Origin of the sequence: Janibacter hoylei PVAS-1, from assembly GCF_004025845.1 — a bacterium.
Taxonomy (GTDB): Bacteria; Actinomycetota; Actinomycetes; order Actinomycetales; family Dermatophilaceae; genus Janibacter; species Janibacter hoylei.
Window position 1 is genome coordinate 38,080 of record NZ_PIPF01000002.1, and the last position, 24,269, is coordinate 62,348.

The window sequence follows — 24,269 nt, forward strand, 5'->3', positions numbered from 1 at the left end:
AGGAGGTCGCTCTGCGACCGTCTCGAAGCCTCAGGCAGGCGTGAGCGCGTAGACGTCCATGACCCACCCGTGGGTCGCCCGCAGGTCCGCCCGCAGCTGCACGATCTCGTCGATGACGTCGGCCAGGCGCCCGGAGCGCAGCTCCTGCTGCGGCATGCCGACGTAGGCGCCCCAGTGGATCACCGTGTCGGGGTGGGTGGCGGCGAGCTCGCGGCAGTGCAGGTGCCCGTCGAGCATGACGACGACCGTGCCCAGGCCCAGCCCCGCGGCCTCGGCCGCACGCCACTCCTCGACGAGGCGGCGACCGGTCGTGATGTGGACCGGTTCGCCGACGCGGTGCAGCACGACGCCGTGCGCGGCGGCGAGGGTCTGGAAGGCCGAGATCCCCGGCAGCACCCGCACCCGTGTCGCGATCCGCTCGCCGATCGCGTCGACGACGCGGATCGTGCTGTCGTAGAAGGCCGGGTCGCCCCACACGAGGAAGCCGACGACCGCGTCGGCGGGCAGCTCGTCGATGATCCGCACGTAGGCGTCGGTGCGGGCGGCGTGCCAGTCGCGCACCCCCTGTGCGTACTCGGCGGAGTCGCGGTCGGCGTCCGGCCCGCGCTTCGGGTCCGGCACGGTGACGAACTCGTAGGCGTGGTCGGCGGGGATGAAGCGGTCGCAGATCGCCCGACGCACCGCGACGAGCTCGTCCTTGGCCCCGCCCTTGTCGGCCACGAGGAAGACGTCGACCTCGGCCAGTGCCGCGGCCGCCTCGGCGGTCACGTGCTCGGGCGAGCCGGCCCCGATGCCGATGACGTGGATGGTGCGAGCAGCGGTGTCTCTCAAGGCTTCTCCCGGGTGAGGTCGATGATCGCGTCGACGTCCACGTGCGTCTCGAGGGCATCGGCGAGGATGTCGATCATCCCCTCACGACGAGCGGCGAAGGGGGCCGCCCCCGGCTCCGCGGACCACCGCGCCCCGACCGTCGCGGCCACGTCGTCGAGCAGGGCCCGCCGGTAGTCGTCGCACTCCAGCGTGCCGTGCCAGATCGACCCGCGGACCGGCCCGACGGCGTGGCCGCCGGGGAAGTCCTCGCCGCCGGTCGGCTCGACGACGCCGTGGTGGATCTCGTAGCCCTCGACGTGGTGACCGCGCCAGGTCCCGATCGGGCGGGCGAGCACCTTGTCCTCGTGGAAGACGACCCGGCCGGGCAGCAGCCCGAGGCCCAGGACCGTTGCGGCAGAGGGGGTCTCGCTCCCTTCGTCGGGCGTGCTCTCGACCCCGTCGTCGACGATCTCGTCGAGGAGCATCTGGTAGCCGCCGCAGATCCCGAGCACGGGCGCGCCACGGCTGGCCCGCTCGAGGACGACGTCGGCGAGGCCGGTGCGGCGGAGCCAGGCGAGGTCGGAGGTCGTCGCGCGCGAGCCGGGCAGGACGACGAGGTCGGCCTCGCGCACGGCGTCGGAGTCCACCGTCACCCGCACGTCGACCCCGGGCTCGGCGGCGAGGGCGTCGACGTCGGTGCCGTTGGAGGTGCGGGGCAGGCGGACCACCGCGACCGACAGGCGACGGTCGGCGGGCACGCCGTCCGCGGCATCGCCCCACGCGCCCATCGAGAGCGAGTCCTCGGAGTCGAGCCACACGTCCTGCAGCCACGGCAGGACCCCGAGCGATGGCATGCCCGTGCGGTGGGTGATCTCGGCCAGCCCGGGCTCGAGCACCGACGCGTCGCCGCGGAACTTGTTGATGACGTAGGCCGCGAGCAGCGGCCGGTCCTCGTCGGAGACGAGCGCCCAGGTGCCGTAGAGCGCGGCGAGCACCCCGCCGCGGTCGATGTCGCCGACGAGCACTGTGGGCAGCGAAAAGCGTTGCGCCAGACCAAGGTTGACGTAGTCACCGGCCCGCAGGTTGATCTCGGCGGGTGAGCCGGCGCCCTCGCAGACGACGAGGTCGTGCTCGGCCGCCAGTTCCTCGTAGGCGGCGAAGGCCGCCTGCGCCAGGTGCGCACGCCCGGTCGCGTACTCGCCGGCGCGCAGCTCCCCAGCGGGGCGACCGCGGACGACGACGTGCGCACGGCGGTCGCTGCCCGGCTTGAGGAGCACGGGGTTCATCGCCGAGGTCGCCTCGACGCCGGCAGCCTGGGCCTGGAGGTACTGGGCGCGCCCGATCTCGGAGCCGTCGCGGCAGACCATCGAGTGGTTGGACATGTTCTGCGCCTTGTACGGCGCGACGGCCAGACCTCGTCGGGCCAGCGCGCGGCAGAGCCCCGTCACGACGAGCGACTTGCCCGCATCCGACGAGGTCCCGGTGATCAGGAGGCCGCTCACGAGCCGACACTCTACGGATCCCCACTACGGTGGCCACCGTGAGCCCGACGCGCGTGCACCTCATCCGTCACGGGCAGTCGACGTGGAACCGTGACGGACTCGTCCAGGGCGCCTACCGCGGTCGCAACCAGTCGGTGCTCACCGACGAGGGTCGCGCCCAAGCGGCACGTGCCGGTCTGGCCCTCGGCGCCCTGGTCGGCCCGCCCCGCCACGAGCACTCGCTCGACCTGTGGAGCAGCGACCTCATGCGCACGATGCAGACCGCGGAGATCATCTCCGTGGCGCTGCGGCCGATCCGCTGGATCGCGTCGGTGCGCAACGAGCCGGGGCTGCGCGAGCAGGCGCTCGGAGAGCTCGAGGGGGAGCGGACCGACGCCCTGCAGGCCCAGCCGGTCCCCGAGGGAGAGCACATCAGCGAGATCCGGTGGGGCGGTGGCGAGTCGATGCGCGACGTCTTCGAGCGGGTGGGTGACTGGTTCGCCCCGGCCCTCATCGAGCAGCCCGACCACCTCGTCGTCGTCAGCCACGAGCACACGATCCGCGCTGCGCTCGCCTGGTTGCGCTCGCGGTCCCACCGCGACATCGACTGGGACGAGCCGATCGACGCGGGCTCGGTCACCACGGTCGACGTCGTCGACTGACGCTCCGCGCCGCCGCGCCCACGTGGGTCCGTCAGCCGCAGGTCGGCAGCCGGTCCCCGACGTCGTTGACGTCACCTGGCGGCGATGATGTCGCTGGGGTGCCCGGAGCAGGGCCACCAGGTGGCATCAACGCCGCCACGCGGCACCAACGCCGCCACGGACGCGCCCAGTGGTCCGGCTGTGGACAACTCCACCGCTCGCGGGCGCCATCCCGGTCACGATGTGGCCATGCATCCGATCATCCGGGCCGCGCTCGACGCCGGCCGCGGCACGGCCACCGGTTCTGACCTCCTCCGGCGGGGAGCGAGTCGCCGCGACGTCGAGCGCGCTGTCGGCGCGGGCGACCTCGTGCGGGTCCGTCGCAACGCGCTCGTCGACGGTGAGCGGTGGCGGGAGACCAAACCGTGGCACCGACATGACCTGCGGCCACGAGCCGTGGCGCGGGCTCTCGGCAATGAGCCGCCACTGGTCCTCACCCACCACAGCGCACCCGCGGTGCGCGGCATCGAGGTCCACGGCGTCGACGACCGCGTGCACGTCGCGCGCATCGGGTCGGGACGCGGGCGCACCGACACGGGTCTGGCCGGCCACCGCCCTCTGGGCGCCTCACTCACCGCGACGCACCAGGGCCTGTTGACCGTCACCCCGACCGTGGCCTGCGTCCAGGTCGCCAGCCACTTCGGAGGGGAGGCAGGCCTGGTGAGCGCACACCATGCGCTGCACCAGGAGGTGATGACCCGCGCCGACTTCGACGGTGCGATGGCTGTCCTGGAGCCGTGGCGGTGGTCACGCGAGCCGGCCAAGATGCTGGCCCTCGCGGACGGCAGTGCCGAGTCCGGCGCGGAGTCCCGCACGCGATGGGCGCTGCGGACGCTGGGTCTGCGTCTGCCGACGCCCCAGGTGGAGATCTTCGACAGCAGGGGTGACTTCGTGGCGCGCGTCGACTTCCTCTACGAGGACATGAAGCTCGTCATCGAGGTCGACGGTCGCAAGAAGTACGAGAAGGCTCAGGACGTGTGGGACGAGAAGTTGCGGGAGGACCGTCTCCGGGCGCTGGGGTACGTCATCGTCAGACTGACGTGGGCTGACCTGGACGACCTGGCCGTCGTCCGCGGCAAGGTCCTGCGCGGCGTCGCCCTCGCCGCCTGACGGCGTTGGCGTCGCCCGGTCCCCCTTCTCCGGGCAACCCGGTGACGTCATCGACGACGGGTGACGTCAACGCTCCCAAGCGCCACCGTAGGAGGGCCTCAGTCGCCCAACGCCTTGACGAGCGCGATCGCGCGCGAGACCCGCTCGCCGTCACCGTCCTCGCTGGCCCAGACCGCATTGACCACCTCGCGCAGCGCGCTCACGGCCCGCACGAGGTCCTCGTCGAGCGCCGCCACGTCGCACACGACCTCGACGCGCCGCCGCACCGACCAGCGCAGCGAGGGGCCGGTGCCCATCTCCGCCCACCGGTTGGTGAGCAGCGGCGCGACCTCCCACGCGGGGTGGCCGACGAGCGGCTTGGGGTCGATCGCGACCCAGTCGGTGCCGTCGGACAGGACGTTGCCGTAGTGGAGGTCGCCATGGAGCAGCCGCTCACCACCGAGCGTCCCCAGCGAGCGAAGGGTGGACCTCGCCTGCTCGACGAAGCGCCGCGGGAGGGCCGCGGCGCCCCGGCGGTCGAGGTGCGCCCCCGCCCAGGGCACGAGCCTCGGCACCTGCGGCAGGGGAGTGACGTGCAGGTCGGCGTAGAGCCCGGCGACGACGCCGACGGCCTCCTCGTCCCACAGGTCGGTGAGGTCCTCGGTCGTCAGCCGCTCGAGCAGCAGCACCGAGCGGCGCGGGTCGGCCCGCAGCAGGCGCGCGGCGCCGCGTCCGCCCCACGCCCGCAACGCGAGGTGCTCGCCGTCGGCGTCCTCGTGCGGCCAGCCGAGCTTGAGCGCAGCCGGCCCTTCGGGGCCACGTACGGGCAGCACGAGCGCGCAGTGACCTGTCATCGGTGGGCCGTCGACGGTCAGCTCCCACTCGGGCAGGACCTCGGCGAGCAGGTGGGGGAGTCCGGCCACCCACGCGATGCCCGCGGGGCCCCCTTCGGCCTCGAGCGTCGCGATGTGCTCGGCGAAGGGCGCCGGCACGAGGGCCGCGGCGTCCTCGACCCTCACGACGGCTGCGCGCCGTCCCCGTAGAGCTCGGGGGACGGCTGGGGGAACTGGGTGCGGGAGACGCGCTCGGCAGCGACCATCCACTGCGTCGTCTCGAGAGCCGCGTTGCGGTCGTCGCCGAGGCGGGTCAGTCCGGCGGCGTAGGCGGCCTGCAGCCGGACGAAGCTCTCGGTCACCCAGTCGGTGCCCGCGCTGCCGGACAGGTCGTCAGGGCGCTCGTAGCCGAGGGTCACGGACCCGACGTCGTCGCCGGCGGCGGTCGTCTGGCGCACCTCGAGCTGGCGCAGCTCGCGCAGCGTCGTGAGCGTCCGCGTGCGGGACGTGCCGTCGGCGAGACGGCCGGCGACGACCGCCAGGGCGTAGCTCGTGGCGCGCGTCGCCTCGAGCGCGTCGGCGGCGACGTCGCCGGCCTGCCAGGCGGAGTCGCCGGAGGGCGTCCACAGGCGCGCCCTGGCCCCGATGGGGTCGGTGATGCGCAGGGTCGCGGTCAGCTGGCCGACGAGCCGGAGCAGCCCGGGCCCGCACTCGCGGACCGCGGCCTCGCAGGCGGCGGCCGTCTCGGCGTCGGTGTCCGGTGCCTGCGCCGCGTCGAGGACCCGCTCGGGCACGCCGGACTCGGCGAGGGCTGCACGCAGGCGGTCCGCCCGGGCGGTAGCGTGCTCGCCGTCGGCGCTCTCGAGAGTGCCGAGCATCGCGAGCAGGGCGGTCTCGCCGGGGATCGGCTCCCGCGTCGGGACGAAGGGGATGTCCGGCGCGTCGTCCTCGAGGCGCACCCCGCACCCCGTGAGTGCGCCGGTCGTCAGCGCGAGGGCACCGGTGAGCAGGAGGCGGCGGCTGGGTCGGGCGGACACGGTGTCGATCCTCGCATGCCACGACCGGCGCAGATCATCGCTAGAGTGGCGGGCCAGCACGGCAACTCCACACGGAAGGCTTCCCATGGTTCAGGAGCAGGACGTCCTCGCGCAGGTCTCCAGCGCATTGGGCGACGACTTCACCGTGGCGGGCGTGAGCGTGACGCCGGCCGGCAAGCGCCGGGTCGCGCGCATCACCGTCGAGCGACCGGTCGCCGAGGCCGTCGGCGACACGCCGATCGAGCCCCTGACCCTCGACGAGATCGCCGACGCGACGCGTCTGGTGAGCGACGCGCTCGACGACAGCGACGTCATGGGCAGCCAGCCGTACACCCTGGAGGTCAGCACCCCCGGCACCGACCGGGTGCTCACCGAGCCGATGCACTTCCGCCGCACCGTGGGCCGCCTCGTCGAGATGACGAAGGGCGACGGCACCCAGGTCACCGGTCGGGTCCTCGCGACGACCGCCGACGGCGTCGACCTGCACCTGGCGGGCACCAAGAAGCAGGCCCCCCGGACCGAGCACTTCCCCTTCGCCGACATCACCAAGGGCGTCGCCCAGGTGGAGTTCAACCGACCGAGCACGCCCGACGGCGACGACGACAAGGACTGACATGGACATCGACATCCACGCCCTCAAGGCCCTCGAGCGCGAGCGCGAGATCCCCTTCGACATCCTCGTCGACGCCATCGAGGCGGCGCTCCTCGGCGCCTACCACCGCACCGAGGGCGCGTACAAGAACGCGCGCGCCGAGCTCGGCCGCAAGGACGGGCACGTCGTCGTGTGGGCCCGCGAGGAGCACCTCCTCGAGGAGGAGGTCCCCGTCGAGGCCGCCGAGGGCGAGCCGACCCCGGTCGACGACGAGGGCAACCCGCTCATGCGCACCCGCACCCGTCGTGAGCTCGGCCCGGAGTTCGACGACACCCCGGACAACTTCGGTCGCGTCGCCGCGGCCACGGCCCGTCAGGTCATCACCCAGCGGATGCGTGACCTCGAGGACGAGGCGGTCCTCGGCGACTTCCGCGGTCGCGAGGGCGACATCGTCGCCGGCGTCATCCAGCAGAGCTCCAACCCGCGCAACGTCCTCGTGGACTTCGGCACGGTCGAAGGGGTCCTCCCTTCGGCCGAGCAGGTGCCCGGTGAGGTCTACAACCACGGCGACCGCATCCGCGTCTACGTCGTGTCGGTCAAGCGCGGCATGCGCGGGCCGGAGATCGGGCTCTCCCGCACCCACCCCAACCTCGTGCGCAAGCTCTTTGCCATGGAGGTCCCCGAGATCGCCGACGGCTCCGTCGAGATCGCGGCGCTGGCCCGCGAGGCCGGCCACCGCACCAAGATCGCCGTCCACTCCAAGATCCCTGGGCTCAACGCGAAGGGGGCCTGCATCGGTGCGATGGGTGCCCGCGTGCGCGCGGTGATGAGCCACCTGCAGGGGGAGAAGATCGACATCGTCGACTTCTCCGACGACCCGGAGAAGTTCATCGCCGCAGCCCTGTCGCCCTCCAAGGTCGAGTCGGTCACGGTCGTCGACCCCAAGCTGCGCTCGGCCCGCGTCGTCGTCCCCGACTACCAGCTCTCCCTCGCCATCGGCAAGGAGGGGCAGAACGCCCGTCTGGCGGCCAAGCTCACCGGCTGGCGCATCGACATCCGTCCGGACACCGCCCCCGGCACGAGCGAGGGCGTCGCCGTCCCCGGTCAGCCGGGCGCGTGATCGTCCCGACCGGACAGGCGCTAGACTGATGGAGTTCGACCGGACTGGACTCCAGTCCGACGACGTCGCCGCAGGACCGATCCGGACCTGCATCGGGTGTCGTGGACGGGATAGCCGGTCGACTCTGCTGCGCATCGTCGCGGTGACGGATGACCGAGGGGAGACCTCTGCCCAGCCCGATCCGCGCCGGCGCTTGCCGGGCCGTGGAGCATGGCTCCATCCCGACATCGCCTGCTTGGACCTCGCCGTCCGGCGGCGGGCCCTCTCCCGTGCCTTGCGGTGCCGGGTCGAGGTGACCGACGCCCTTCGTGCCTGGATCGAGGAGATGGCGCAGTCGTCTGCATCCGTACGTACAGCAACCGAGAGCGGGTTTGACGCTGATGAGCACCCGATGAGTACTCAGCAATGAGCATTCACCTCAACTGACGACGGTCCGCGCCTTCTCTCAGGTACGGACCAGAGAAGGAGAAACGTGGCCAAGGTCCGTGTCCACGAGCTCGCCAAGGAGCTCGGGGTTTCCAGCAAGGCCCTCCTCGCCCACCTGGGCGACATGGGGGAGTTCGTGAAGTCGGCGAGCTCGACGATCGAGGCGCCGGTCGTGCGTCGGGTGAAGGACAACCCGCCCGCCGCCGACCCCAAGGCGAAGAAGGCTGCCGCCAAGCCGGCCGCCACGCCCACCCCCGCCAAGCCCGGTCCCAAGGCTCCGACGAAGCCTGCCGAGCCGGAGGCCCCGGCCCCCGCTCCCGCGGCGAAGCCGACGCCCGGCCCGGCGGCCCCTGCGGCCCCGTCCGCGCCGGCCACCCCGCAGGCCCCGGCTGCTCCTGCCGCCGAGACCCCCGCCGCCCCGGCCGAGACGCAGCAGCCCGCTGCGTCGGCGACCCCGGGTCCCAAGGCGCCCACCCCCGGCCCGCGCCCCGCTCCGGCCAAGCCGGCCGAGCGCCCCGGCCCGCGCCCGGGCAACAACCCCTTCGCCTCGAGCCAGGGCATGGGTACCCGCCGCGAAGGGGGCGGCTCCGGCAGCCCCCGCCCCGGCAACAACCCCTTCGCCTCGAGCCAGGGCATGCCCCGCCCCGGGCAGCGCCCCGGCGGTCGTGGCGGTCAGGGCCAGGGCGGTCCGCGCCCGCCGGCCCGCGAGGGCGCCGGTGCCGGCGGTCCCCGCCCGGCCGGTCCTCGTCCCGGTGGTGCCCGCCCGTCGCCCGGCATGATGCCGGCGAGCTCGGCGGTCCCGCGCCCCGGTGAGCGTCCCGGCGGCCGTGGTGGCCCCGGTGCCGGTCGCGGTCGTCCCGGTGGCGGCCCCGGTGCACGTCCCGGCGGCGGTCCCGGTGGCGGTGGCTACCGCGGTGGCCCCGGCGGTCGTGGTGGCACCCAGGGTGCCTTCGGTCGCGGTGGCGGCAAGCGCAAGCAGCGCAAGAGCAAGCGGGCGAAGCGCGCCGAGTTCGAGCAGATGTCCGCGCCGTCCATCGGCGGCGTCATCGTCCCCCGGGGCGACGGCAACACCGTGGTGCGCGTGCGCCAGGGTGCGTCGATGAGCGACTTCGCCGACAAGATCAACGCCAACCCGGCGTCGCTCGTCACCGTGCTCTTCAACCTCGGTGAGATGGCGACGGCGACCCAGTCGCTCGACGAGGAGACCTTCCAGCTCCTCGGTGCCGAGCTGGGCTACGACATCCAGATCGTCTCCCCGGAGGAGGAGGAGCGCGAGCTCTTCGACTCCTTCGACATCAACCTCGAGATCGGTGTCGATGCCGAGGACGAGGAGAACCTGGAGGCGCGTCCGCCGGTCGTCACCGTCATGGGTCACGTCGACCACGGCAAGACGCGACTGCTCGACGCGATCCGCAACGCGGACGTCGGCTCCGGCGAGACCGGTGGCATCACCCAGCACATCGGTGCCTACCAGATCCACACCGAGCACGAGGGTGACGAGCGGGCGCTGACCTTCATCGACACCCCGGGTCACGAGGCCTTCACGGCCATGCGTGCCCGTGGTGCCAAGGTCACCGACATCGCGATCCTCGTCGTCGCTGCCGACGACGGCGTCATGCCGCAGACCATCGAGGCGCTCAACCACGCCCAGGCGGCGGACGTCCCGATCGTCGTCGCGGTCAACAAGATCGACGTCGAGGGCGCCGACCCGGCGAAGATCCGCGGTCAGCTCACCGAGTACAACCTCGTGGCCGAGGAGTACGGCGGCGACACGATGTTCGTCGACGTCTCCGCCAAGCAGGGGCAGAACATCGACAGCCTCCTCGAGGCCGTCCTGCTGACGGCCGACGCGGCGCTCGACCTGCGGGCCAACCCCGAGCGCGACGCCCGTGGTGTCGCGATCGAGGCCAACCTCGACAAGGGCCGCGGTGCCACGGCGACCGTCCTCGTCCAGTCCGGAACGCTGCACGTCGGTGACGCGATCGTCACCGGCTCGGCCTTCGGTCGTGTGCGGGCCATGCTCGACGAGCACGGCAACACGGTCGACGAGGCGGGCCCCTCCCGCCCGGTCCAGGTGCTCGGTCTCTCGTCCGTCCCGCGTGCCGGCGACACCTTCGTCGTCGCGCCGGACGACCGGACCGCTCGCCAGATCGCCGAGAAGCGTGAGGCCGCCGACCGTCAGGCCAGCCTGGCCAAGGCGCGCAAGCGGATCAGCCTCGAGGACCTCGACCAGGTCATCGCCGCCGGCAAGATCGACACCCTCAACCTCATCCTCAAGGGTGACGTGTCGGGCTCGGTCGAGGCGCTCGAGGACGCGCTGCTGCAGATCGACGTCGGCGACGACGTGGACCTGCGGATCATCGACCGTGGTGTCGGCGCGATCACGCTCAACAACATCAACCTCGCCATGGCCTCGGACGCGATCATCATCGGCTTCAACGTCCGCGCCGAGGGGCAGAACGCCGAGGTCGCCGAGCGCGAGGGCGTGGAGATCCGCTACTACGGCGTGATCTACCAGGCCATCGAGGAGATCGAGCAGGCGCTCAAGGGCATGCTCAAGCCGGAGTACGAAGAGGTCGAGCTCGGCTCGGCGGAGATCCGTGAGGTCTTCCGCTCGAGCAAGTTCGGCAACATCGCCGGCTCGATCGTCCGCAGCGGCGAGATCAAGCGCGGCTCCAAGGCGCGCATCACCCGCAACGGCGTCGTCATCACCGAGGGCCTCGAGCTCACCGGTCTGCGACGCTTCAAGGACGACGTCACCGAGGTCCGCGAGGGCTTCGAGTGCGGTATCAACCTCGGCAGCTTCAACGACGTGCAGGAGGGCGACCTCATCACGACGTACGAGATGCGCGAGAAGCCGCGCGCCTGACGTCTGGACGCACTGCGCAGGGCGCCGCTCCCAGGACCACCGGGGGCGGCGCCCTTCGTCGTCCTCCCGTCCGCACACCCGGGGCGCACCCACCGGGGAGAACTCCTCACCCTCAATGCGGCGGTAACCGCCGCGCGCCGACTAGGGTGTGTCCGACCGCACCAACGACTTCTAGGGGAAGCGACACATGACGACGCCACCTCCTCCGCCCGGCGGCGGAAGCAACCAGCCCTACGACCCCTCCGGCAGCGGCTCGGCCCCCGCCGGCGGCCCGTCCGGGGCTCCGACCTACGGCTCCGCCCCCGGTGGCGGCATGCCGCCCCAGGCGCCCCCGCCGGCTCCCGGTGGCGCGCCGCAGGGCGGCAGCGACCAGACGAAGATCCTCTCCTTCGTCTCCATGGGCACCGGTATCGTCGGCGTCCTGCTGTGCTGCTGCTGGGGCCTGCCGATCTTTTCGGTCGTCGCCCTCATCACCGGTCTCATCGCCAAGAACCAGACGAAGACCAACCCGCGCCCCGACCTGAAGACCTACATCCTCATCGGCATCATCACCGGTGCGATCGGTCTGGCCATCGCGGTCATCTACTGGATCCTCGTGGCTGCCGGCGTCATCGACATCAACGCCTACAGCGACATGAGCTGACGCTGACCTCGTCAGACGCCCCCGGTGCCTCGGTGCCGGGGGCGTCGCACGTCTCCTCCCGACGACTCACAGGACATCCTCATGACGACACCGCCCCCCGGACCCGGGTACGGTAGCCAGCCCGAGCCCTACGGCCAGCAGCCCCAGGGCCAGCCCTACGGCCAGCCGCAGGGCCAGCAGCCCTACCCGTCGACGCCGCAGTACGGCCAGCCGCCGTACGGCGCCGCCGCCCCGCCGCCGTACGGCGCACCGGAGGCGAACCCCTATGCCATGCCTCATGCCGCCCCGGACGGGAGCGCCAAGACCCTCGGCATCGTCTCGATCGTCGTCGGCCTGATCGCCATACCCCTCGGCTGCTGCTGCTGGCCGGTGGGCGCCCTGGCGGCACTCGTCGCGGTCATCTGCGGCGGCATGGGTCTGTCCAAGGCGAATGCGCTGCAGGGTGACGGCAACGAGCGCACCCTCGCGATCATCGGCATCGTCCTCGGCGTCGTCGCCTTCGGCGTCACGATCATCAGCCTGCTCGCCGGCATCGCCAACGTCGCCACCAACTCGTAGTGACGGTCCGCGGCGCGGCGTCGTCGCACGCGGCGGCGTCGCATACCGTGGACCTCGTCCTCACCCAGCCCCTCACGGAGGTGTGCCATGGCCGACCCGGCCCGCGCCCGCAAGATCGCCGATCGCATCCAGGAGCTCATCGCGGCCAACCTGCAGCAGGTCGTCAAGGACCCGGACCTCGGGTTCGTGACGATCACCGACGTGCGGGTGACCGGTGACCTCCAGCACGCGTCGGTCTTCTACACCGTCTTCGGTGACGACGACCAGAGGGCCCGCAGCGCGGAGGTCCTCGAGGCCAACCGCGGCAAGCTGCGCTCCTTCGTCGGCAAGCAGCTGGGCATCCGGCTGACGCCGACGCTGGAGATCCTCCCCGACGGCGTGCCCGAAAACGCGTCGCACATCGACGACCTGCTCCGCTCCGCGCGCGAGCGTGACGAGGACCTCGCACGATCCCGGGCGAGTGCCTCGCCGGCCGGTGACGCCGACCCCTACCGCACCAAGGACGACGAGGGGGAGGGCACCCCTCCGGGGAGCGACGCGTGAGCGAGGGCCTCGTCGTCGTCGACAAGCCCGCCGGCTGGTCGAGCCACGACGTCGTCGCCCGCTGCCGGCGTCTCTACCGGACCAGGAAGGTCGGCCACGCCGGCACCCTCGACCCGATGGCCACGGGCGTCCTCGTCCTCGGCGTCGGTCGGGGCACCAAGCTGCTCACCTTCCTCGTCGGCGCGGACAAGGAGTACACCGCGACGATCCGTCTGGGTCAGGCGACGATCACCGACGACGCCGAAGGGGAGGTCACGGCCGTCGGCGACGTGGCCGGGACGGACCGGCCGGCGCTCGACGCGGCCGTCGCCCGGCTCACGGGCGACATCGAGCAGGTGCCGAGCTCGGTGAGCGCCATCAAGGTCAAGGGGGAGCGCTCGTACGCCCGCGTGCGGGCGGGGGAGCAGGTCGAGCTCGCCGCCCGCCCCGTCAGGGTCTCGCGCTTCGACATGCTCGACGTGCGGTCGACCGAGGCGGAGGGGCACCCCGTGCTCGACATCGACGTCGTCGTCGAGGTCTCGTCGGGCACCTACGTGCGCGCCCTGGCGCGCGACCTCGGGGCCGACCTGGGCTGCCACGGTCACCTCACGGCGCTGCGGCGCACCCGCGTGGGTGGGCTGACCCTCGCGCACGCCCACACCCTCGACGAGCTCTCGGCCCTGCGCGAGAGCGGGGGAGAGGACGCTCTGCTGCCGCTCACCCCGCTCGAGCAGGCCGCTGCCGCAGCGCTCGTCACGCGCGAGCTCACCGAGCCCGAGGCTCGGGCGCTCGGCTACGGACAGCGCATCGACAGCGCCAGCCCCGGCCGCACGGAGCCGGTGGCGGCTCTCGGCCCCGACGGGTCTCTCGTCGCCGTCCTCGACGAGAGCCGCGGCACCGCGCGAGCCCACGTCGTCTTCGCGCCCGCCAGTTCGTAGAGTGTCGTCCCGTGCAGCAATGGTCATCTCCGAGTGCCACCCCGCCGCAGCTGCGGCCGTGCGTGGCGACCTTCGGCAACTTCGACGGTGTCCACCGCGGGCACCGTGCCATCCTCGACGAGCTGGTCCGGCAGGGGCGTGAGCGCGACCTGCCGGCTGTGGCAGTGACCTTCGACCCGCACCCCGTCGAGGTCATGCACCCCGAGCGGGCGCCGGAGATCATCTCGCCGGGGCCGCTGCGCGACGAGCTGCTCGCCGAGGCGGGCGTCGACGGACTGTGCGTGCTGCCCTTCACCATGGACTTCGCGCAGACGAGCGCCGTCGACTACGTCGTCGACACCTTCGTCACCGGCCTGCAGGCGGCGGTCCTCGTCGTCGGGGCCGACACCCGCGGCTTCGGAGCCGGCTACACGGGCGACGTCGACCTGCTCCGGCAGCTGGGAGCCGAGCACGGCTTCGAGGTCGTCGTCATCGAGGACCAGGGCGAGACCGAGCGGTGGTCCTCGTCCGCGGTGCGCGCCCACCTGTCCGCCGGCGAGGTGGCAGCGGCGGCCGCGATCCTCGGGCGCACCCACCGCGTCGTGGGCACGGTCGTCCACGGCTTCCACCGGGGTCGTGAGCTCGGGTACCCGACGGCCAACCTCGGCGACGACAGCCTCGGTCTCGTGCCCTCCGACGGGGTGTACGCCGGGTGGCTCACCCGCCTCGACCTGCCGATCGACGCGGCCGACCGCCGTCTCCCGGTGGCGATCTCCGTGGGGACCAACCCCACCTTCGACCAGCAGACCCGCGTCGTCGAGGCCTACGTCCTCGACCGCACCGACCTCGACCTCTACGACGAACGGGTGGCCGTCGACTTCGTCGACCACGTCCGCCCGACCCTGCGCTTCGACTCCATCGACGCGCTGCTCGAGGCGATGGCCGCCGACGTCGAGCAGACCCGCCGCGTCCTCGGGCTCCCGCCGGCCGCGCCCGCCTGAGGTCGTGCGGACCGAAGGGGGCTTCGCCGCCCGCCTGCTGCGCTCCGACCTCGTGCTGCTTGCAGCCGCGCTCATCGCCGCGGGGCTCGGCGCGGTGCTCGTGCACTCCGCGACGCGGCACGAGGCCGGGTCGGCCTACCTGGTGCGCCATCTCGTCAACCTCGGGATCGGTCTGGTCATCGCCCTGTTCGTCGCCCGGCTGGACCGGGCCGTGCTGCGGGCGCTGGCCCCCTTCGCCTACCTCGTGGGGCTCGTCGGGCTCGTGCTCGTGCTCAGCCCGCTCGGCTCCGAGGTCAACGGCTCCCGGTCGTGGATCCAGCTGCCCGGCGGCTTCTCCCTCCAGCCGAGCGAGCTGGCGAAGGTCGGGCTGTGCGTCGCCCTGCCGATGCTGCTCGCGCCCGCGGCGGAGCGTCGGCAGCGACCCCGACCGCGCGAGATCCTGCTCGCCGGTGCCGCGACCGCCGTGCCGGTGCTGCTCGTCATGGCCCAGCCCGACCTGGGGTCGGCGCTCGTGCTCGTCGCGCTGGCGCTCGGGGTGCTCGTCGTCTCCGGAGCCTCGTGGCCGTGGCTCGCCGGTGTGCTCCTCGCGGGTGTCGCAGCGGTGACGGCGGCCTTCACGACCCCGCTGCTCAGCGGCTACCAGCGCGATCGCCTCACCGCCTTCCTCGACCCCAGCGCGGACCCGATGGGCATCGGCTACCAGACCCAGCAGGTGCGGCGGGCGATCGCCAACGGGGGCTGGGGCGGGCAGGGGCTGCACGCGGGAGAGCTGACGACCTCGGGCGCGATCCCCTTCCAGGAGACCGACTTCGTCTTCTCCGTGGCGGGGGAGGAGCTCGGCTTCGTCGGCGCCGCCTTCGTCGTCGTGCTCCTCGGGCTCGTCGTCGCCCGCATCGCCCTGGCCGGCACCCGCAGCGACGACCCCTTCGTCCGGCTCGTGTGCTGGGCCGTCGCCGCGTGGTTCGCCGTGCAGTCGGTCGAAAACATCGGCATGAACCTCGGTCTGCTGCCCGTCACGGGTCTGCCGCTGCCCTTCCTCTCCTACGGCGGCTCGTCGATGTTCGCCTGCTGGGCGGCGATCGGCGTGGTCGTCGCGGTGGCCCGGGAGGAGAGGTCCGCCACAGGTCGTGAACCCGTGCCCACCCATCGGTGACGATGGCCCCCGTGCAGAGCCCCTCCTTCCAGACCCTGTCCAAGGACCTCGGCGCCACCGCGCTGCGCCGTGGGCTCAACCTCTGGCCGCCCTTCCTCGCCGCGAGCGTCCACGTCGACCGGATCTCCGCAGACTTCCGCGAGTTCGACGTCTCGCTGCGGATGCGCCCGTGGAGCCGCAACTACGTCGGGACGCAGTTCGGCGGCTCCCTCTTCGCCATGTGCGACCCGTGGTGGATGCTCGGGGCCCTGCGGTGCCTCGGGGACGAGTACATCGTCTGGGACAAGGCGGGGGAGATCGACTTCGTCAGTCCTGGCCGCACCGACGTGCGCACGAGCATCCGGATCACCGACGAGCTGCTCGACGAGATCCGCGCCGCGACGGCTGACGGCAGCAAGTACCTGGTGTGGTGCGACAACGACGTCGTCGCCGAGGACGGGACCCTCGTCGCCCGCTACCGCAAGCAGCTGTACGTGCGCCGCAAGCCGGCCTGAGGGGCCGGCGGCGGAGCCACCGTCAGCATTTGGTCACCAAATGGTCACGCTGTGGGCGGACCAGTGACACCCGGCCCGACGCTGGGGGAGGATGCGCGCATCACCCGAAGCCCACGAAGGAGTGGACTCCTGTGCCTGACCCCCGCCCCACCCGCGCCGTCGACGAGGCCTACGACGCCAGCATGTTCGAGGACCGTGCGCCCTCCGTCGGTCACCTGCTGCGGCAGCGCATTGCCGACACCCCTGACAACACCGCCTACTCCTACCCCTCCGGCATCGCCTGGGACGAGCTGACCTGGGCCCAGCTCGGTGATCGCGTCTGGCAGCTGGCGGCCGGTCTCGTCGATCTCGGGATCCGTCCCGAGGACCGTGTCTCCCTCGCCTCGAGCACCCGCATCGAGTGGGTCCTCGCCGACTACGCCATCATGGCCGCCGGCGCCGCGACGACGACGATCTACCCGACGTCGATCAGCGACGACGTCGCCTTCATCGTCGACAACTCGGGCTCCCGGGTCGTCATCGCCGAGGACGCGGAGCAGGTCGGCAAGCTGCGCCAGGTCCGCGACGCGATCCCCGAGGTCATGACGGTCGTCGTCGTCGACACCGACGGCGTCGACCTCGACGACTGGGTCATCTCCTTCGAGGACCTCGAGGGACGCGGCGCGGCCCTGCTCGCGGCCGAACCGGGCGTGGTCGACGCCCGCATCGACGCCACCGGGCCGCAGTCGCTCGCGACGATCATCTACACCTCGGGCACGACCGGCCGCCCCAAGGGCGTGCGTCTGCGTCACGCGACGTGGACCTACCAGGGCGCCGCGATCCGCTCGACCGGGATGCTCACCCCGGACGACGTGCACTACCTGTGGCTGCCGCTGTCGCACGTCTTCGCCAAGGTCCTGCTGCTCATCAGCACCGACGTGGGCATGCAGACGGCCGTCGACGGGCGGATCGACAAGATCGTCGACAACCTCGGTGAGGTCCGCCCGACCTTCATGGCGGCGGCCCCGCGCATCTTCGAGAAGGTCTACGGCAAGCTCTCGCTCGGCATGCAGGAGGAAGGGGGCGCCAAGGCGAAGATCTTCGACTTCGCCTCCGCGACGGCCCGGCAGTACTCCCAGGCCCAGTCCGACGGGCGTCGGCCGGGCCTGCTCCTCGGGCTGAAGCACAAGGTCGCCGACAAGCTCGTCTTCGCCAAGGTGCGCGACCGCTTCGGCGGCCGGGTGCGCTTCTTCATCTCCGGCTCCGCGGCGCTCAACACCGACATCGCCCACTGGTTCAACGGTGCCGGCCTGCCGATCCTCGAGGGCTACGGCCTCACCGAGACCTCCGCGGCGGCCACGGTCAACCGGCCCTACGCCCTGCGCGTCGGCACCGTCGGCTGGCCCAACGTCCAGACCGAGATCAAGGTCGCCGAGGACGGCGAGATCCTCGTCCGCGGCGAGCACGTCATGGAGGGATACCACAACAACCCCGAGGCGACTGCCGAGGTGCTCACCGAGGACGGGTGGTTCCACACCGGTGACATCGGGGAGGTCGACGCCGACGGCTTCGTCAAGATCACCGACCGCAAGAAGGACCTCTTCAAGACGAGCAACGGCAAGTACGTGGCGCCGTCGCAGATCGAGTCGACCTTCAAGGGGCTGTGCCCCTACGTCGGCCAGCTGCTCGTCCACGGGGAAAACCGGCAGTTCGTCACGGCGCTCGTCACCCTCGACGAGGAGGCCATCCAGCCGTGGGCCGAGGCCAACGGCCTGGCCGATGCCGGGTACACCGAGATCGTCTCGTCGATGCAGGCCCGCGAGATGGTCCAGTCCTACATCGACGAGCTCAACGCCGGGCTCAACCGGCACGAGCAGATCAAGCGCTTCCACATCCTCGGGCGTGACCTGACGGTCGAGGACGGGGAGCTCACGCCCAGCCTCAAGCTGCGCCGCAAGGTCGTCGCCGACAAGTTCAAGGGCGACATCGAGGAGATGTACCCGAGCTGATCCGCGGGAGGGGTCCGGTGCGCGGTGTTTGGGACTGCCGCGCACCGGACCTACCCTTGGGGTATGTCCGGTGAGTCGATCTTCCCTGCCCTCGAGCCCCTGCTCGAGCGGGTCAGCAAGCCCATCCAGTACGTCGGGGGCGAGCTGAACTCGACGGTCAAGGACTGGCACGTCGGTGGCCACGGTCCCGACGGTGACGAGCTCACGGTCCGCTGGGCCCTCATGTACCCCGACGCCTACGAGGTCGGCGTGCCCAACCAGGGCGTCATGATCCTCTACGAGGTGCTCAACGAGCGGGCCGACGCCCTCGCGGAGCGCAGCTACGCGGTGTGGCCCGACATGGAGGCCCTGCTGCGCGAGCACGGCCTGCCGCAGTTCACCGTCGACGGGCACCGCCCCGTCGGCGACTTCGACGTCTTCGGCCTGAGCTTCTCGACCGAGCTCGGCTACACCAACATGCTCACGGCCCTCGACCTCGCCGGCATCCCGCTGCACGCGGCCGACCGGGGCGACGAGCACCCGCTCGTCGTCATGGGCGGGCACGCCTCCTTCAACCCGGAGCCGGTCGCCGACTTCATCGACGCGGCGATCGTCGGTGACGGCGAGGAGGCCGTGCTCGCGGCCACCGACATCATCGCCGGGTGGAAGGCCGAGGGCCGACCCGGCGGCCGTGTCGAGGTGCTGCGACGCCTCGCGGCGACCGGCGGCGTCTACGTCCCGGCCTTCTACGAGGTCGACTACCTGCCCGACGGGCGCATCCAGCGCGTCGCCCCGGTGGAGACCGGCGTGCCGTGGCGCGTCGACAAGCACACGGTCATGGACCTCGACGCGTGGCCCTACCCCAAGAAGCCGCTCGTCCCCCTCGCGGAGTCGGTCCACGAGCGGATGAGCGTCGAGATCTTCCGCGGCTGCACCCGCGGCTGCCGCTTCTGCCAGGCCGGCATGATCACCCGACCGGTCCGGGAGCGCTCCATCACCGGCATCGGCGAGATGGTCGAGGCCGGCCTGGCCGCCACCGGCTTCGAGGAGGTCGGGCTGCTCTCCCTCTCCAGCGCCGACCACACCGAGATCGGCGACATCGCCAAGGGGCTCGCGGACCGCTACGAGGGGACCAACACGGGCCTGTCCCTGCCGAGCACCCGCGTCGACGCCTTCAACATCGACCTGGCCAACGAGCTGACCCGCAACGGGCGCCGATCCGGCCTGACCTTCGCCCCCGAGGGCGGGTCGGAGCGGATCCGCAAGGTCATCAACAAGATGGTGACCGAGGAGGACCTCATCCGGACGGTGTCGGCGGCCTACGGCGCCGGCTGGCGTCAGGTCAAGCTGTACTTCATGTGCGGTCTGCCCACCGAGACCGACGAGGACGTGCTGCAGATCGCCGAGGTCGCCAAGCGGGTCATCGAGACCGGCCGCGAGGTCGCCGGGCACAACGACATCCGGTGCACCGTCTCCATCGGCGGCTTCGTGCCGAAGCCGCACACCCCCTTCCAGTGGGCCGCCCAGCTCGGCGCCGAGGAGACCGACGAGCGGCTGCACAAGCTGCGCGACGCGATCCGTGCCGACAAGCGCTACGGCCGGTCCATCGGCTTCCGCTACCACGACGGCAAGCCGGGCATCGTCGAGGGCCTGCTCTCGCGCGGTGACCGCCGCGTCGGGCGGGTCATCGAGCAGGTCTGGCGCGAGGGTGGCCGCTTCGACGGCTGGAGCGAGCACTTCTCCTACGACCGATGGATGTCCGCGGCCGAGACCGCCCTCGAGGGCACCGGCGTCGACGTCGCCTGGTACACCACCCGCGAGCGGGAGGAGTCGGAGGTCCTGCCCTGGGACCACATCGACTCCGGTCTCGACAAGGAGTGGCTGTGGCAGGACTGGCTCGACGCGCTCGACGAGACCGAGGTCGACGACTGCCGGTGGACCCCGTGCTTCGACTGCGGCGTCTGCCCGCAGATGGGGACCGACATCGAGATCGGTCCGACGGGCAAGAACCTGCTCCCGCTCACCGTCCTCGGGGCCGGCAAGCAGGACATGGTCGCCCCGTCCGGGCAGACGGGCTGACCCGGGGCCGACGGGAGACTCCCTTCGTCCGGTTGTCGTGGCAGGCTGGACCGGACACCGTCGAGCAGGGGGAGCAGACATGTCCGTCACGACCGGGATCGTGATCGTCGCCGTCATGGCGATCGCCTACGGCATGGGCTTCGCCGTGCTGCCGATGCAGGACTGGCCGCGGCAGCGACGCTCGAGCTACACCCTCGGCGGCGCCGGACTGATCGCACTGCTGGCGATCGTCCTCGTGCTCGTCCCGTGGTTCATCCCCGGCGACTGACCCGGCCTGCGAGACCGGTCCGCGCCGCCTCCGGCCGAAGGGGGACAATGCCCGGCATGACGACGCCGACCCTGCTGACCGAGGCCCTGCGTCGTGAGGGCGTGGCCGACGCACGGACCGATGCCCTGACGATCGGCATGTACGCCACGGACGCCGGCATCTACCGCGTGCCGCCGCGGGCGGTGGTCTTCCCGCGGCACACCGACGAGATCGAGGGCACCCTCGCCGTGGCCCGAGAGCTCGGCATCCCCGTCACCGCCCGTGGTGCCGGCACCTCGTGCGCCGGCAACGCGGTCGGCCCCGGCATCGTCATCGACACCGCCCGTCACCTCGGCCGGGTCCTGGAGGTCGACGGCGACAGCGCGACCGCCCTCGTCGAGGCCGGTACCGTGCACGCCACCCTCCAGGCCGAGGCCCGCCGGGTCGGGCTGCGTTTCGGCCCCGACCCGAGCAGCCACAGCCGCTGCACCGTCGGCGGCATGATCGGCAACAACGCCTGCGGCAACCGCGCGCTCGGCTACGGGCGGACGAGCGACAACGTCGTCGGCCTGGAGATGCTCACCGCGGCCGGCACCCGGCTCTCGGCGACGACGGGAGCGGCGGGGGGACCCCCTTCGCTCACCGGTGACGACGCCCTCGTGGCCCGGCTGACGCAGCTCGCCGACGACCACCTCGGCACGATCCGCACGCAGTTCGGGCGCTTCGGCCGGCAGGTCTCCGGCTACGCGCTGGAGCACCTCGCCCCCGAGCGCGGCCGCGACATCGGCCGCATGCTCGTCGGCTCCGAGGGGACGCTCGCCCTCGTGACGCAGGCCCGGGTGCGTCTCGTCACCGACCCGCCGGCCACGTGCCTGACGGTCCTCGGCTTCGAGGACATCTACGCCGCCGGCGACGTCGCCCACCTGCTCAAGGGGCTGGGCGCCGTTGCGGCAGAGGGCATCGACTCGCGCATCGTCGACATCGTCCGGCGCCGTCGCGGCCCGCACGCCGTGCCCGACCTGCCGCGCGGTGCCGCGTGGCTGCTCGTCGAGGTCCCGGGGGAGACCCCGGCCGCCGCGCGCGCCGGTGCCGAGCAGGTCTGCCGCGAGATCGCGCACGTCGACGCCCTCGTCGTCGACGACCCGGGCCAGGCCCGCGCGCTGTGGAAGATCCGTGAGGACGGCGCCGGCCTCTCCTCGCGATCGCCGCGCGATCGGCCCGCCCACGCCGGGTGGGAGGACGCCGCCGTGCCGCCAGAGCACCTCGGCGACTACCTGCGGGCCTTCGACGCGCTGCTCGAGGAGCACGACGTGCAGGGCCTGCCCTACGGGCACTTCGGCGACGGCTGCCTGCACATCCGTCTCGACGTCAACCTCGACGCCCCCGACGGCCGCGATCGCTACCGGCGACTCGTCGAGGACGCGGCCGACCTCGTCGCCGCCCACGGAGGCTCGCTCTCCGGGGAGCACGGTGACGGCCGGGCCCGCTCGGCCCTGCTGCCGCGCATGTACGACGCCGAGACGATGGCCCTCTTCGGTGCCGTCAAGCACGCCTTCGACCCGAGCAACCTGCTCAACCCGGGTGTCCTCGTCGACGCTGCGCCCGTCGACGCCGACATCCGCATCCCCGCAGCCCGCAAGGTGAGCCTGCCGCTTGCCTTCGCCTACCCCGAGGACGACGGCGACTTCAGCCAGGCCGTCCACCGCTGCACCGGCGTCGGCAAGTGCCGGGCCGCTGGCACGTCGAGCACCGTCATGTGCCCGAGCTATCTCGCGACGGGGGAGGAAAAGGACTCCACCCGGGGCCGCGCCCGCGCGCTGCAGGAGATGCTCAACGGGTCGACGATCACCGATGGCTGGCGCTCGCCCGAGGTGCACGACGCCCTCGACCTGTGCCTGTCGTGCAAGGGCTGCGCCAGCGACTGCCCCACGGGCATCGACATGGCGACGTACAAGTCGGAGACCCTCCACCAGACGTACAAGGGCCGGGTGCGACCGCGCAGCCACTACTCGCTCGGCCGGCTGCCGCAGCTCGCCCGGGTCGCCGCCAGGCTGCCGCGGGTTGCCAATGCGATGACCTCCCTGCCCGGCATCAAGCGGCTCACCCTGCCCGCGGCGGGCGTCGACCCGCGCCGGAGCATCCCGACCTTCGCCCGGCAGACCTTCCGCACCTGGGCGCAGGGCGAGGGGCTCGTCGCCTCCGCGGCCCAGGCCGCCGGCACCGCCCACCCAGTCGCGATCTTCGTCGACTCCTTCACCGACCACTTCTCGCCCCAGGTCGGCCGGTCGACCGTGGCGCTGCTGCAGCAGGCGGGGTTCACCCCCTTCGTCCCGGCGGAGGCGCTGTGCTGTGGGCTGACCTTCATCTCCACCGGTCAGCTCGACGCCGCGAAGAAGACCCTGACCGATGCCGCGCGCGTCCTCGCGCCGGTCGTCGCGGCGGGCATCCCCGTCGTCGGCATGGAGCCGAGCTGCACCGCCGCGCTGCGCCACGACCTGCCGCGGCTCGTCGACTCGCCGGCCGCTCGTGAGGTCGCCGGGGGAGTGCGCACGGTCGCCGAGGTGCTCACCACCGCCATCGACGCAGGGCGCTGGGCCGCCCCCGACCTCTCCGGCACCGAGGTCGTGGCCCAGCCGCACTGCCACCACCACGCGGTGATGAGCTGGGCGGCCGACGAGGCGCTGCTCGCCCGCACGGGCGCGACGGTGACGCGGCTGGGCGGCTGCTGCGGGCTGGCGGGCAACTTCGGCGTCGAGCTCGGCCACTACGAGGTGTCGGTCAAGGTCGCCGAGCAGCAGCTGCTGCCGGCGATCGAGGGGGCCGGCTGCGACACGGTCGTCCTCGCCGACGGCTTCAGCTGCCAGACCCAGATCGCCGACCTCACCGAGCGGACCGGCGTGCACCTGGTCGAGCTGCTCGCGCGCGGCGCCTACGCTTGACCCCCATGTCCCCGCAACGCACCCCCGACGGCCCGCCCCCACCCCCGGCGGTCCAGAAGTTGCGCATCCAGTACGCCCGCCGCGGGCGGCTGCGCTACTCCTCGACCCGTGACTTCGGCCGTGCGCTCGAGCGCGCGCTGCGACGCTCGGGGGTGCCGATGGCCTACTCGGCCGGCTTCCACCCGCACCCGAAGATCTCCTACGCCAACGGCGCTGCGACTGGGGCGGCGAGCGAGGCGGAGTACTTCGAGATCTCGGTGACCGAGCGGGTCGACCCCGATGCGCTGGCCACGGCCCTCGACGCGGCCCTGCCTGACGGGCTCGACATCGTCTCGGTGGTCGAGGCCCAGCCGGGTGCGCTGGCCGACCGCCTGCAGGCGAGCCGGTGGTTGCTGGAGTTCCCCGGTGTCGAGCTGGCCGACCTCGAGCGGGCCGTCGCCGGGTTCCTCGCGCAGGAGCGGGTGGAGGTCAGCCGGATGTTCAAGAAGGGCGTGAAGTCCTACGACGCGCGCGAGCCCGTCATCCGGGCGGAGACCGGTCTGTCGGACGAGGGCTGTGCGATACTGACGATGGTCGTGCGGCACACCACACCTGCCGTTCGCCCCGACGACGTCCTCAGCGCGATCACCGCTGCCACCTCGTTCGCGCCGCCGCGATCGCCCAAGGCGACCCGACTGGCGCAGGGGATCTGGAGCAGCGAGACCGAGAGCGTGGCCGATCCACTGGCCGCCGACTGAGACGCCGCCGGCCCCGACGGGGTGCCGCGCTGAGCGCGAGCCCGGCCGAGGCAA

22 protein-coding genes are annotated in these 24,269 nt (G+C 72.3%); 18 read left to right on the forward strand and 4 right to left on the reverse strand.

The window, feature by feature from the left end:
- Positions 1 to 30 precede the first annotated feature (30 nt).
- Both cobF and CWN80_RS02465 read right to left on the reverse strand, forming a co-directional pair.
- Positions 31 to 831 carry a precorrin-6A synthase (deacetylating) gene (cobF, locus tag CWN80_RS02460; protein ID WP_007928612.1) on the reverse strand — a complete coding sequence of 267 codons (801 nt, stop codon included), beginning with the start codon at positions 829 to 831 and terminating at the stop codon, positions 31 to 33.
- The gene (locus CWN80_RS02465) at positions 828 to 2,312 is read right to left on the reverse strand and encodes a cobyric acid synthase (RefSeq protein ID WP_007928611.1); all 1,485 of its coding nucleotides are present in this window, start codon (positions 2,310 to 2,312) and stop codon (positions 828 to 830) included. Before CWN80_RS02465 ends, cobF begins: the two co-directional genes overlap by 4 nt.
- A 38-nt stretch (positions 2,313 to 2,350) precedes the next feature.
- Between CWN80_RS02465 and CWN80_RS02470 the strand changes: the two genes are divergently transcribed.
- Both CWN80_RS02470 and CWN80_RS02475 read left to right on the forward strand, forming a co-directional pair.
- Positions 2,351 to 2,953, forward strand: coding sequence for a histidine phosphatase family protein (locus CWN80_RS02470; protein WP_040881464.1), 603 nt, complete (start codon positions 2,351 to 2,353; stop codon positions 2,951 to 2,953).
- Positions 2,954 to 3,181: 228 nt separating this feature from the next.
- Entirely contained in the window at positions 3,182 to 4,102 is a 921-nt protein-coding gene (locus tag CWN80_RS02475; RefSeq protein ID WP_007928609.1) for a type IV toxin-antitoxin system AbiEi family antitoxin domain-containing protein, read from the forward strand.
- Positions 4,103 to 4,200: 98 nt separating this feature from the next.
- Here the strand turns inward: CWN80_RS02475 and CWN80_RS02480 are convergent, their stop codons facing one another.
- Complete coding sequence (locus tag CWN80_RS02480; protein ID WP_007928608.1) at positions 4,201 to 5,100, reverse strand: aminoglycoside phosphotransferase family protein; 900 nt, start codon at positions 5,098 to 5,100, stop codon at positions 4,201 to 4,203.
- Positions 5,097 to 5,951, reverse strand: coding sequence for a hypothetical protein (locus tag CWN80_RS15500; protein ID WP_007928607.1), 855 nt, complete (start codon positions 5,949 to 5,951; stop codon positions 5,097 to 5,099). The genes CWN80_RS02480 and CWN80_RS15500 overlap by 4 nt, the downstream gene beginning before the upstream one ends.
- A gap of 85 nt (positions 5,952 to 6,036) precedes the next feature.
- Between CWN80_RS15500 and CWN80_RS15505 the strand changes: the two genes are divergently transcribed.
- The 16 genes from CWN80_RS15505 to CWN80_RS02560 all read left to right on the forward strand — a co-directional run bounded on the left by CWN80_RS15505 (position 6,037) and on the right by CWN80_RS02560 (position 24,215).
- Entirely contained in the window at positions 6,037 to 6,564 is a 528-nt protein-coding gene (locus CWN80_RS15505; RefSeq protein WP_007928606.1) for a ribosome maturation factor RimP, read from the forward strand.
- Position 6,565: 1 nt separating this feature from the next.
- The gene (gene nusA / locus CWN80_RS02490; RefSeq protein WP_007928605.1) at positions 6,566 to 7,663 is read left to right on the forward strand and encodes a transcription termination factor NusA; all 1,098 of its coding nucleotides are present in this window, start codon (positions 6,566 to 6,568) and stop codon (positions 7,661 to 7,663) included.
- Positions 7,664 to 7,691: 28 nt separating this feature from the next.
- A complete protein-coding gene (locus CWN80_RS02495; protein WP_007928604.1) occupies positions 7,692 to 8,072 on the forward strand; it encodes a YlxR family protein in 381 nt (126 codons plus the stop codon).
- A gap of 63 nt (positions 8,073 to 8,135) precedes the next feature.
- Positions 8,136 to 10,958 (forward strand): translation initiation factor IF-2, encoded by a 2,823-nt coding sequence (infB, locus tag CWN80_RS02500; RefSeq protein ID WP_128276828.1) that lies wholly within the window; start codon positions 8,136 to 8,138, stop codon positions 10,956 to 10,958.
- A 187-nt stretch (positions 10,959 to 11,145) separates the two neighbouring features.
- Positions 11,146 to 11,601, forward strand: coding sequence for a DUF4190 domain-containing protein (locus tag CWN80_RS02505; protein ID WP_128276829.1), 456 nt, complete (start codon positions 11,146 to 11,148; stop codon positions 11,599 to 11,601).
- An 81-nt stretch (positions 11,602 to 11,682) separates the two neighbouring features.
- The gene (locus tag CWN80_RS02510) at positions 11,683 to 12,159 is read left to right on the forward strand and encodes a DUF4190 domain-containing protein (RefSeq protein ID WP_007925127.1); all 477 of its coding nucleotides are present in this window, start codon (positions 11,683 to 11,685) and stop codon (positions 12,157 to 12,159) included.
- A gap of 87 nt (positions 12,160 to 12,246) precedes the next feature.
- Complete coding sequence (rbfA, locus tag CWN80_RS02515) at positions 12,247 to 12,702, forward strand: 30S ribosome-binding factor RbfA (protein WP_007925125.1); 456 nt, start codon at positions 12,247 to 12,249, stop codon at positions 12,700 to 12,702.
- Positions 12,699 to 13,619: a tRNA pseudouridine(55) synthase TruB gene (gene truB, locus CWN80_RS02520; protein ID WP_007925123.1), complete on the forward strand. Its 921-nt coding sequence runs from the start codon at positions 12,699 to 12,701 to the stop codon at positions 13,617 to 13,619. The genes rbfA and truB overlap by 4 nt, the downstream gene beginning before the upstream one ends.
- 11 nt (positions 13,620 to 13,630) lie before the next feature.
- Complete coding sequence (locus tag CWN80_RS02525; RefSeq protein WP_040880686.1) at positions 13,631 to 14,599, forward strand: bifunctional riboflavin kinase/FAD synthetase; 969 nt, start codon at positions 13,631 to 13,633, stop codon at positions 14,597 to 14,599.
- 4 nt (positions 14,600 to 14,603) lie between these two features.
- A complete protein-coding gene (gene rodA / locus CWN80_RS02530) occupies positions 14,604 to 15,752 on the forward strand; it encodes a rod shape-determining protein RodA (RefSeq protein WP_007925119.1) in 1,149 nt (382 codons plus the stop codon).
- Positions 15,753 to 15,754: 2 nt separating this feature from the next.
- Positions 15,755 to 16,246 (forward strand): DUF4442 domain-containing protein, encoded by a 492-nt coding sequence (locus CWN80_RS02535; RefSeq protein WP_083853616.1) that lies wholly within the window; start codon positions 15,755 to 15,757, stop codon positions 16,244 to 16,246.
- Between the two features lie 131 nt (positions 16,247 to 16,377).
- Positions 16,378 to 18,234 carry an AMP-dependent synthetase/ligase gene (locus CWN80_RS02540; protein ID WP_007925115.1) on the forward strand — a complete coding sequence of 619 codons (1,857 nt, stop codon included), beginning with the start codon at positions 16,378 to 16,380 and terminating at the stop codon, positions 18,232 to 18,234.
- Between the two features lie 63 nt (positions 18,235 to 18,297).
- Positions 18,298 to 20,292, forward strand: coding sequence for a TIGR03960 family B12-binding radical SAM protein (locus CWN80_RS02545; RefSeq protein ID WP_007925113.1), 1,995 nt, complete (start codon positions 18,298 to 18,300; stop codon positions 20,290 to 20,292).
- 79 nt (positions 20,293 to 20,371) lie between these two features.
- The gene (locus tag CWN80_RS02550; RefSeq protein WP_007925111.1) at positions 20,372 to 20,560 is read left to right on the forward strand and encodes a hypothetical protein; all 189 of its coding nucleotides are present in this window, start codon (positions 20,372 to 20,374) and stop codon (positions 20,558 to 20,560) included.
- A gap of 56 nt (positions 20,561 to 20,616) precedes the next feature.
- Complete coding sequence (locus tag CWN80_RS02555; RefSeq protein ID WP_128276830.1) at positions 20,617 to 23,478, forward strand: FAD-binding and (Fe-S)-binding domain-containing protein; 2,862 nt, start codon at positions 20,617 to 20,619, stop codon at positions 23,476 to 23,478.
- Between the two features lie 5 nt (positions 23,479 to 23,483).
- Complete coding sequence (locus CWN80_RS02560; protein ID WP_051987817.1) at positions 23,484 to 24,215, forward strand: TIGR03936 family radical SAM-associated protein; 732 nt, start codon at positions 23,484 to 23,486, stop codon at positions 24,213 to 24,215.
- Positions 24,216 to 24,269 lie beyond the last annotated feature (54 nt).

Coding starts and splice junctions, on each gene's coding strand:
- CWN80_RS02475 (WP_007928609.1), top strand. CDS start 3,182: ATGCATCCGATCATCCGGGCCGCGCTCGACGCCGGCCGCGGCACGGCC.
- CWN80_RS15505 (WP_007928606.1), top strand. CDS start 6,037: ATGGTTCAGGAGCAGGACGTCCTCGCGCAGGTCTCCAGCGCATTGGGC.
- nusA (WP_007928605.1), top strand. CDS start 6,566: ATGGACATCGACATCCACGCCCTCAAGGCCCTCGAGCGCGAGCGCGAG.
- CWN80_RS02495 (WP_007928604.1), top strand. CDS start 7,692: ATGGAGTTCGACCGGACTGGACTCCAGTCCGACGACGTCGCCGCAGGA.
- CWN80_RS02505 (WP_128276829.1), top strand. CDS start 11,146: ATGACGACGCCACCTCCTCCGCCCGGCGGCGGAAGCAACCAGCCCTAC.
- CWN80_RS02510 (WP_007925127.1), top strand. CDS start 11,683: ATGACGACACCGCCCCCCGGACCCGGGTACGGTAGCCAGCCCGAGCCC.
- rbfA (WP_007925125.1), top strand. CDS start 12,247: ATGGCCGACCCGGCCCGCGCCCGCAAGATCGCCGATCGCATCCAGGAG.
- CWN80_RS02535 (WP_083853616.1), top strand. CDS start 15,755: ATGGCCCCCGTGCAGAGCCCCTCCTTCCAGACCCTGTCCAAGGACCTC.
- CWN80_RS02545 (WP_007925113.1), top strand. CDS start 18,298: ATGTCCGGTGAGTCGATCTTCCCTGCCCTCGAGCCCCTGCTCGAGCGG.
- CWN80_RS02550 (WP_007925111.1), top strand. CDS start 20,372: ATGTCCGTCACGACCGGGATCGTGATCGTCGCCGTCATGGCGATCGCC.
- CWN80_RS02555 (WP_128276830.1), top strand. CDS start 20,617: ATGACGACGCCGACCCTGCTGACCGAGGCCCTGCGTCGTGAGGGCGTG.
- CWN80_RS02560 (WP_051987817.1), top strand. CDS start 23,484: ATGTCCCCGCAACGCACCCCCGACGGCCCGCCCCCACCCCCGGCGGTC.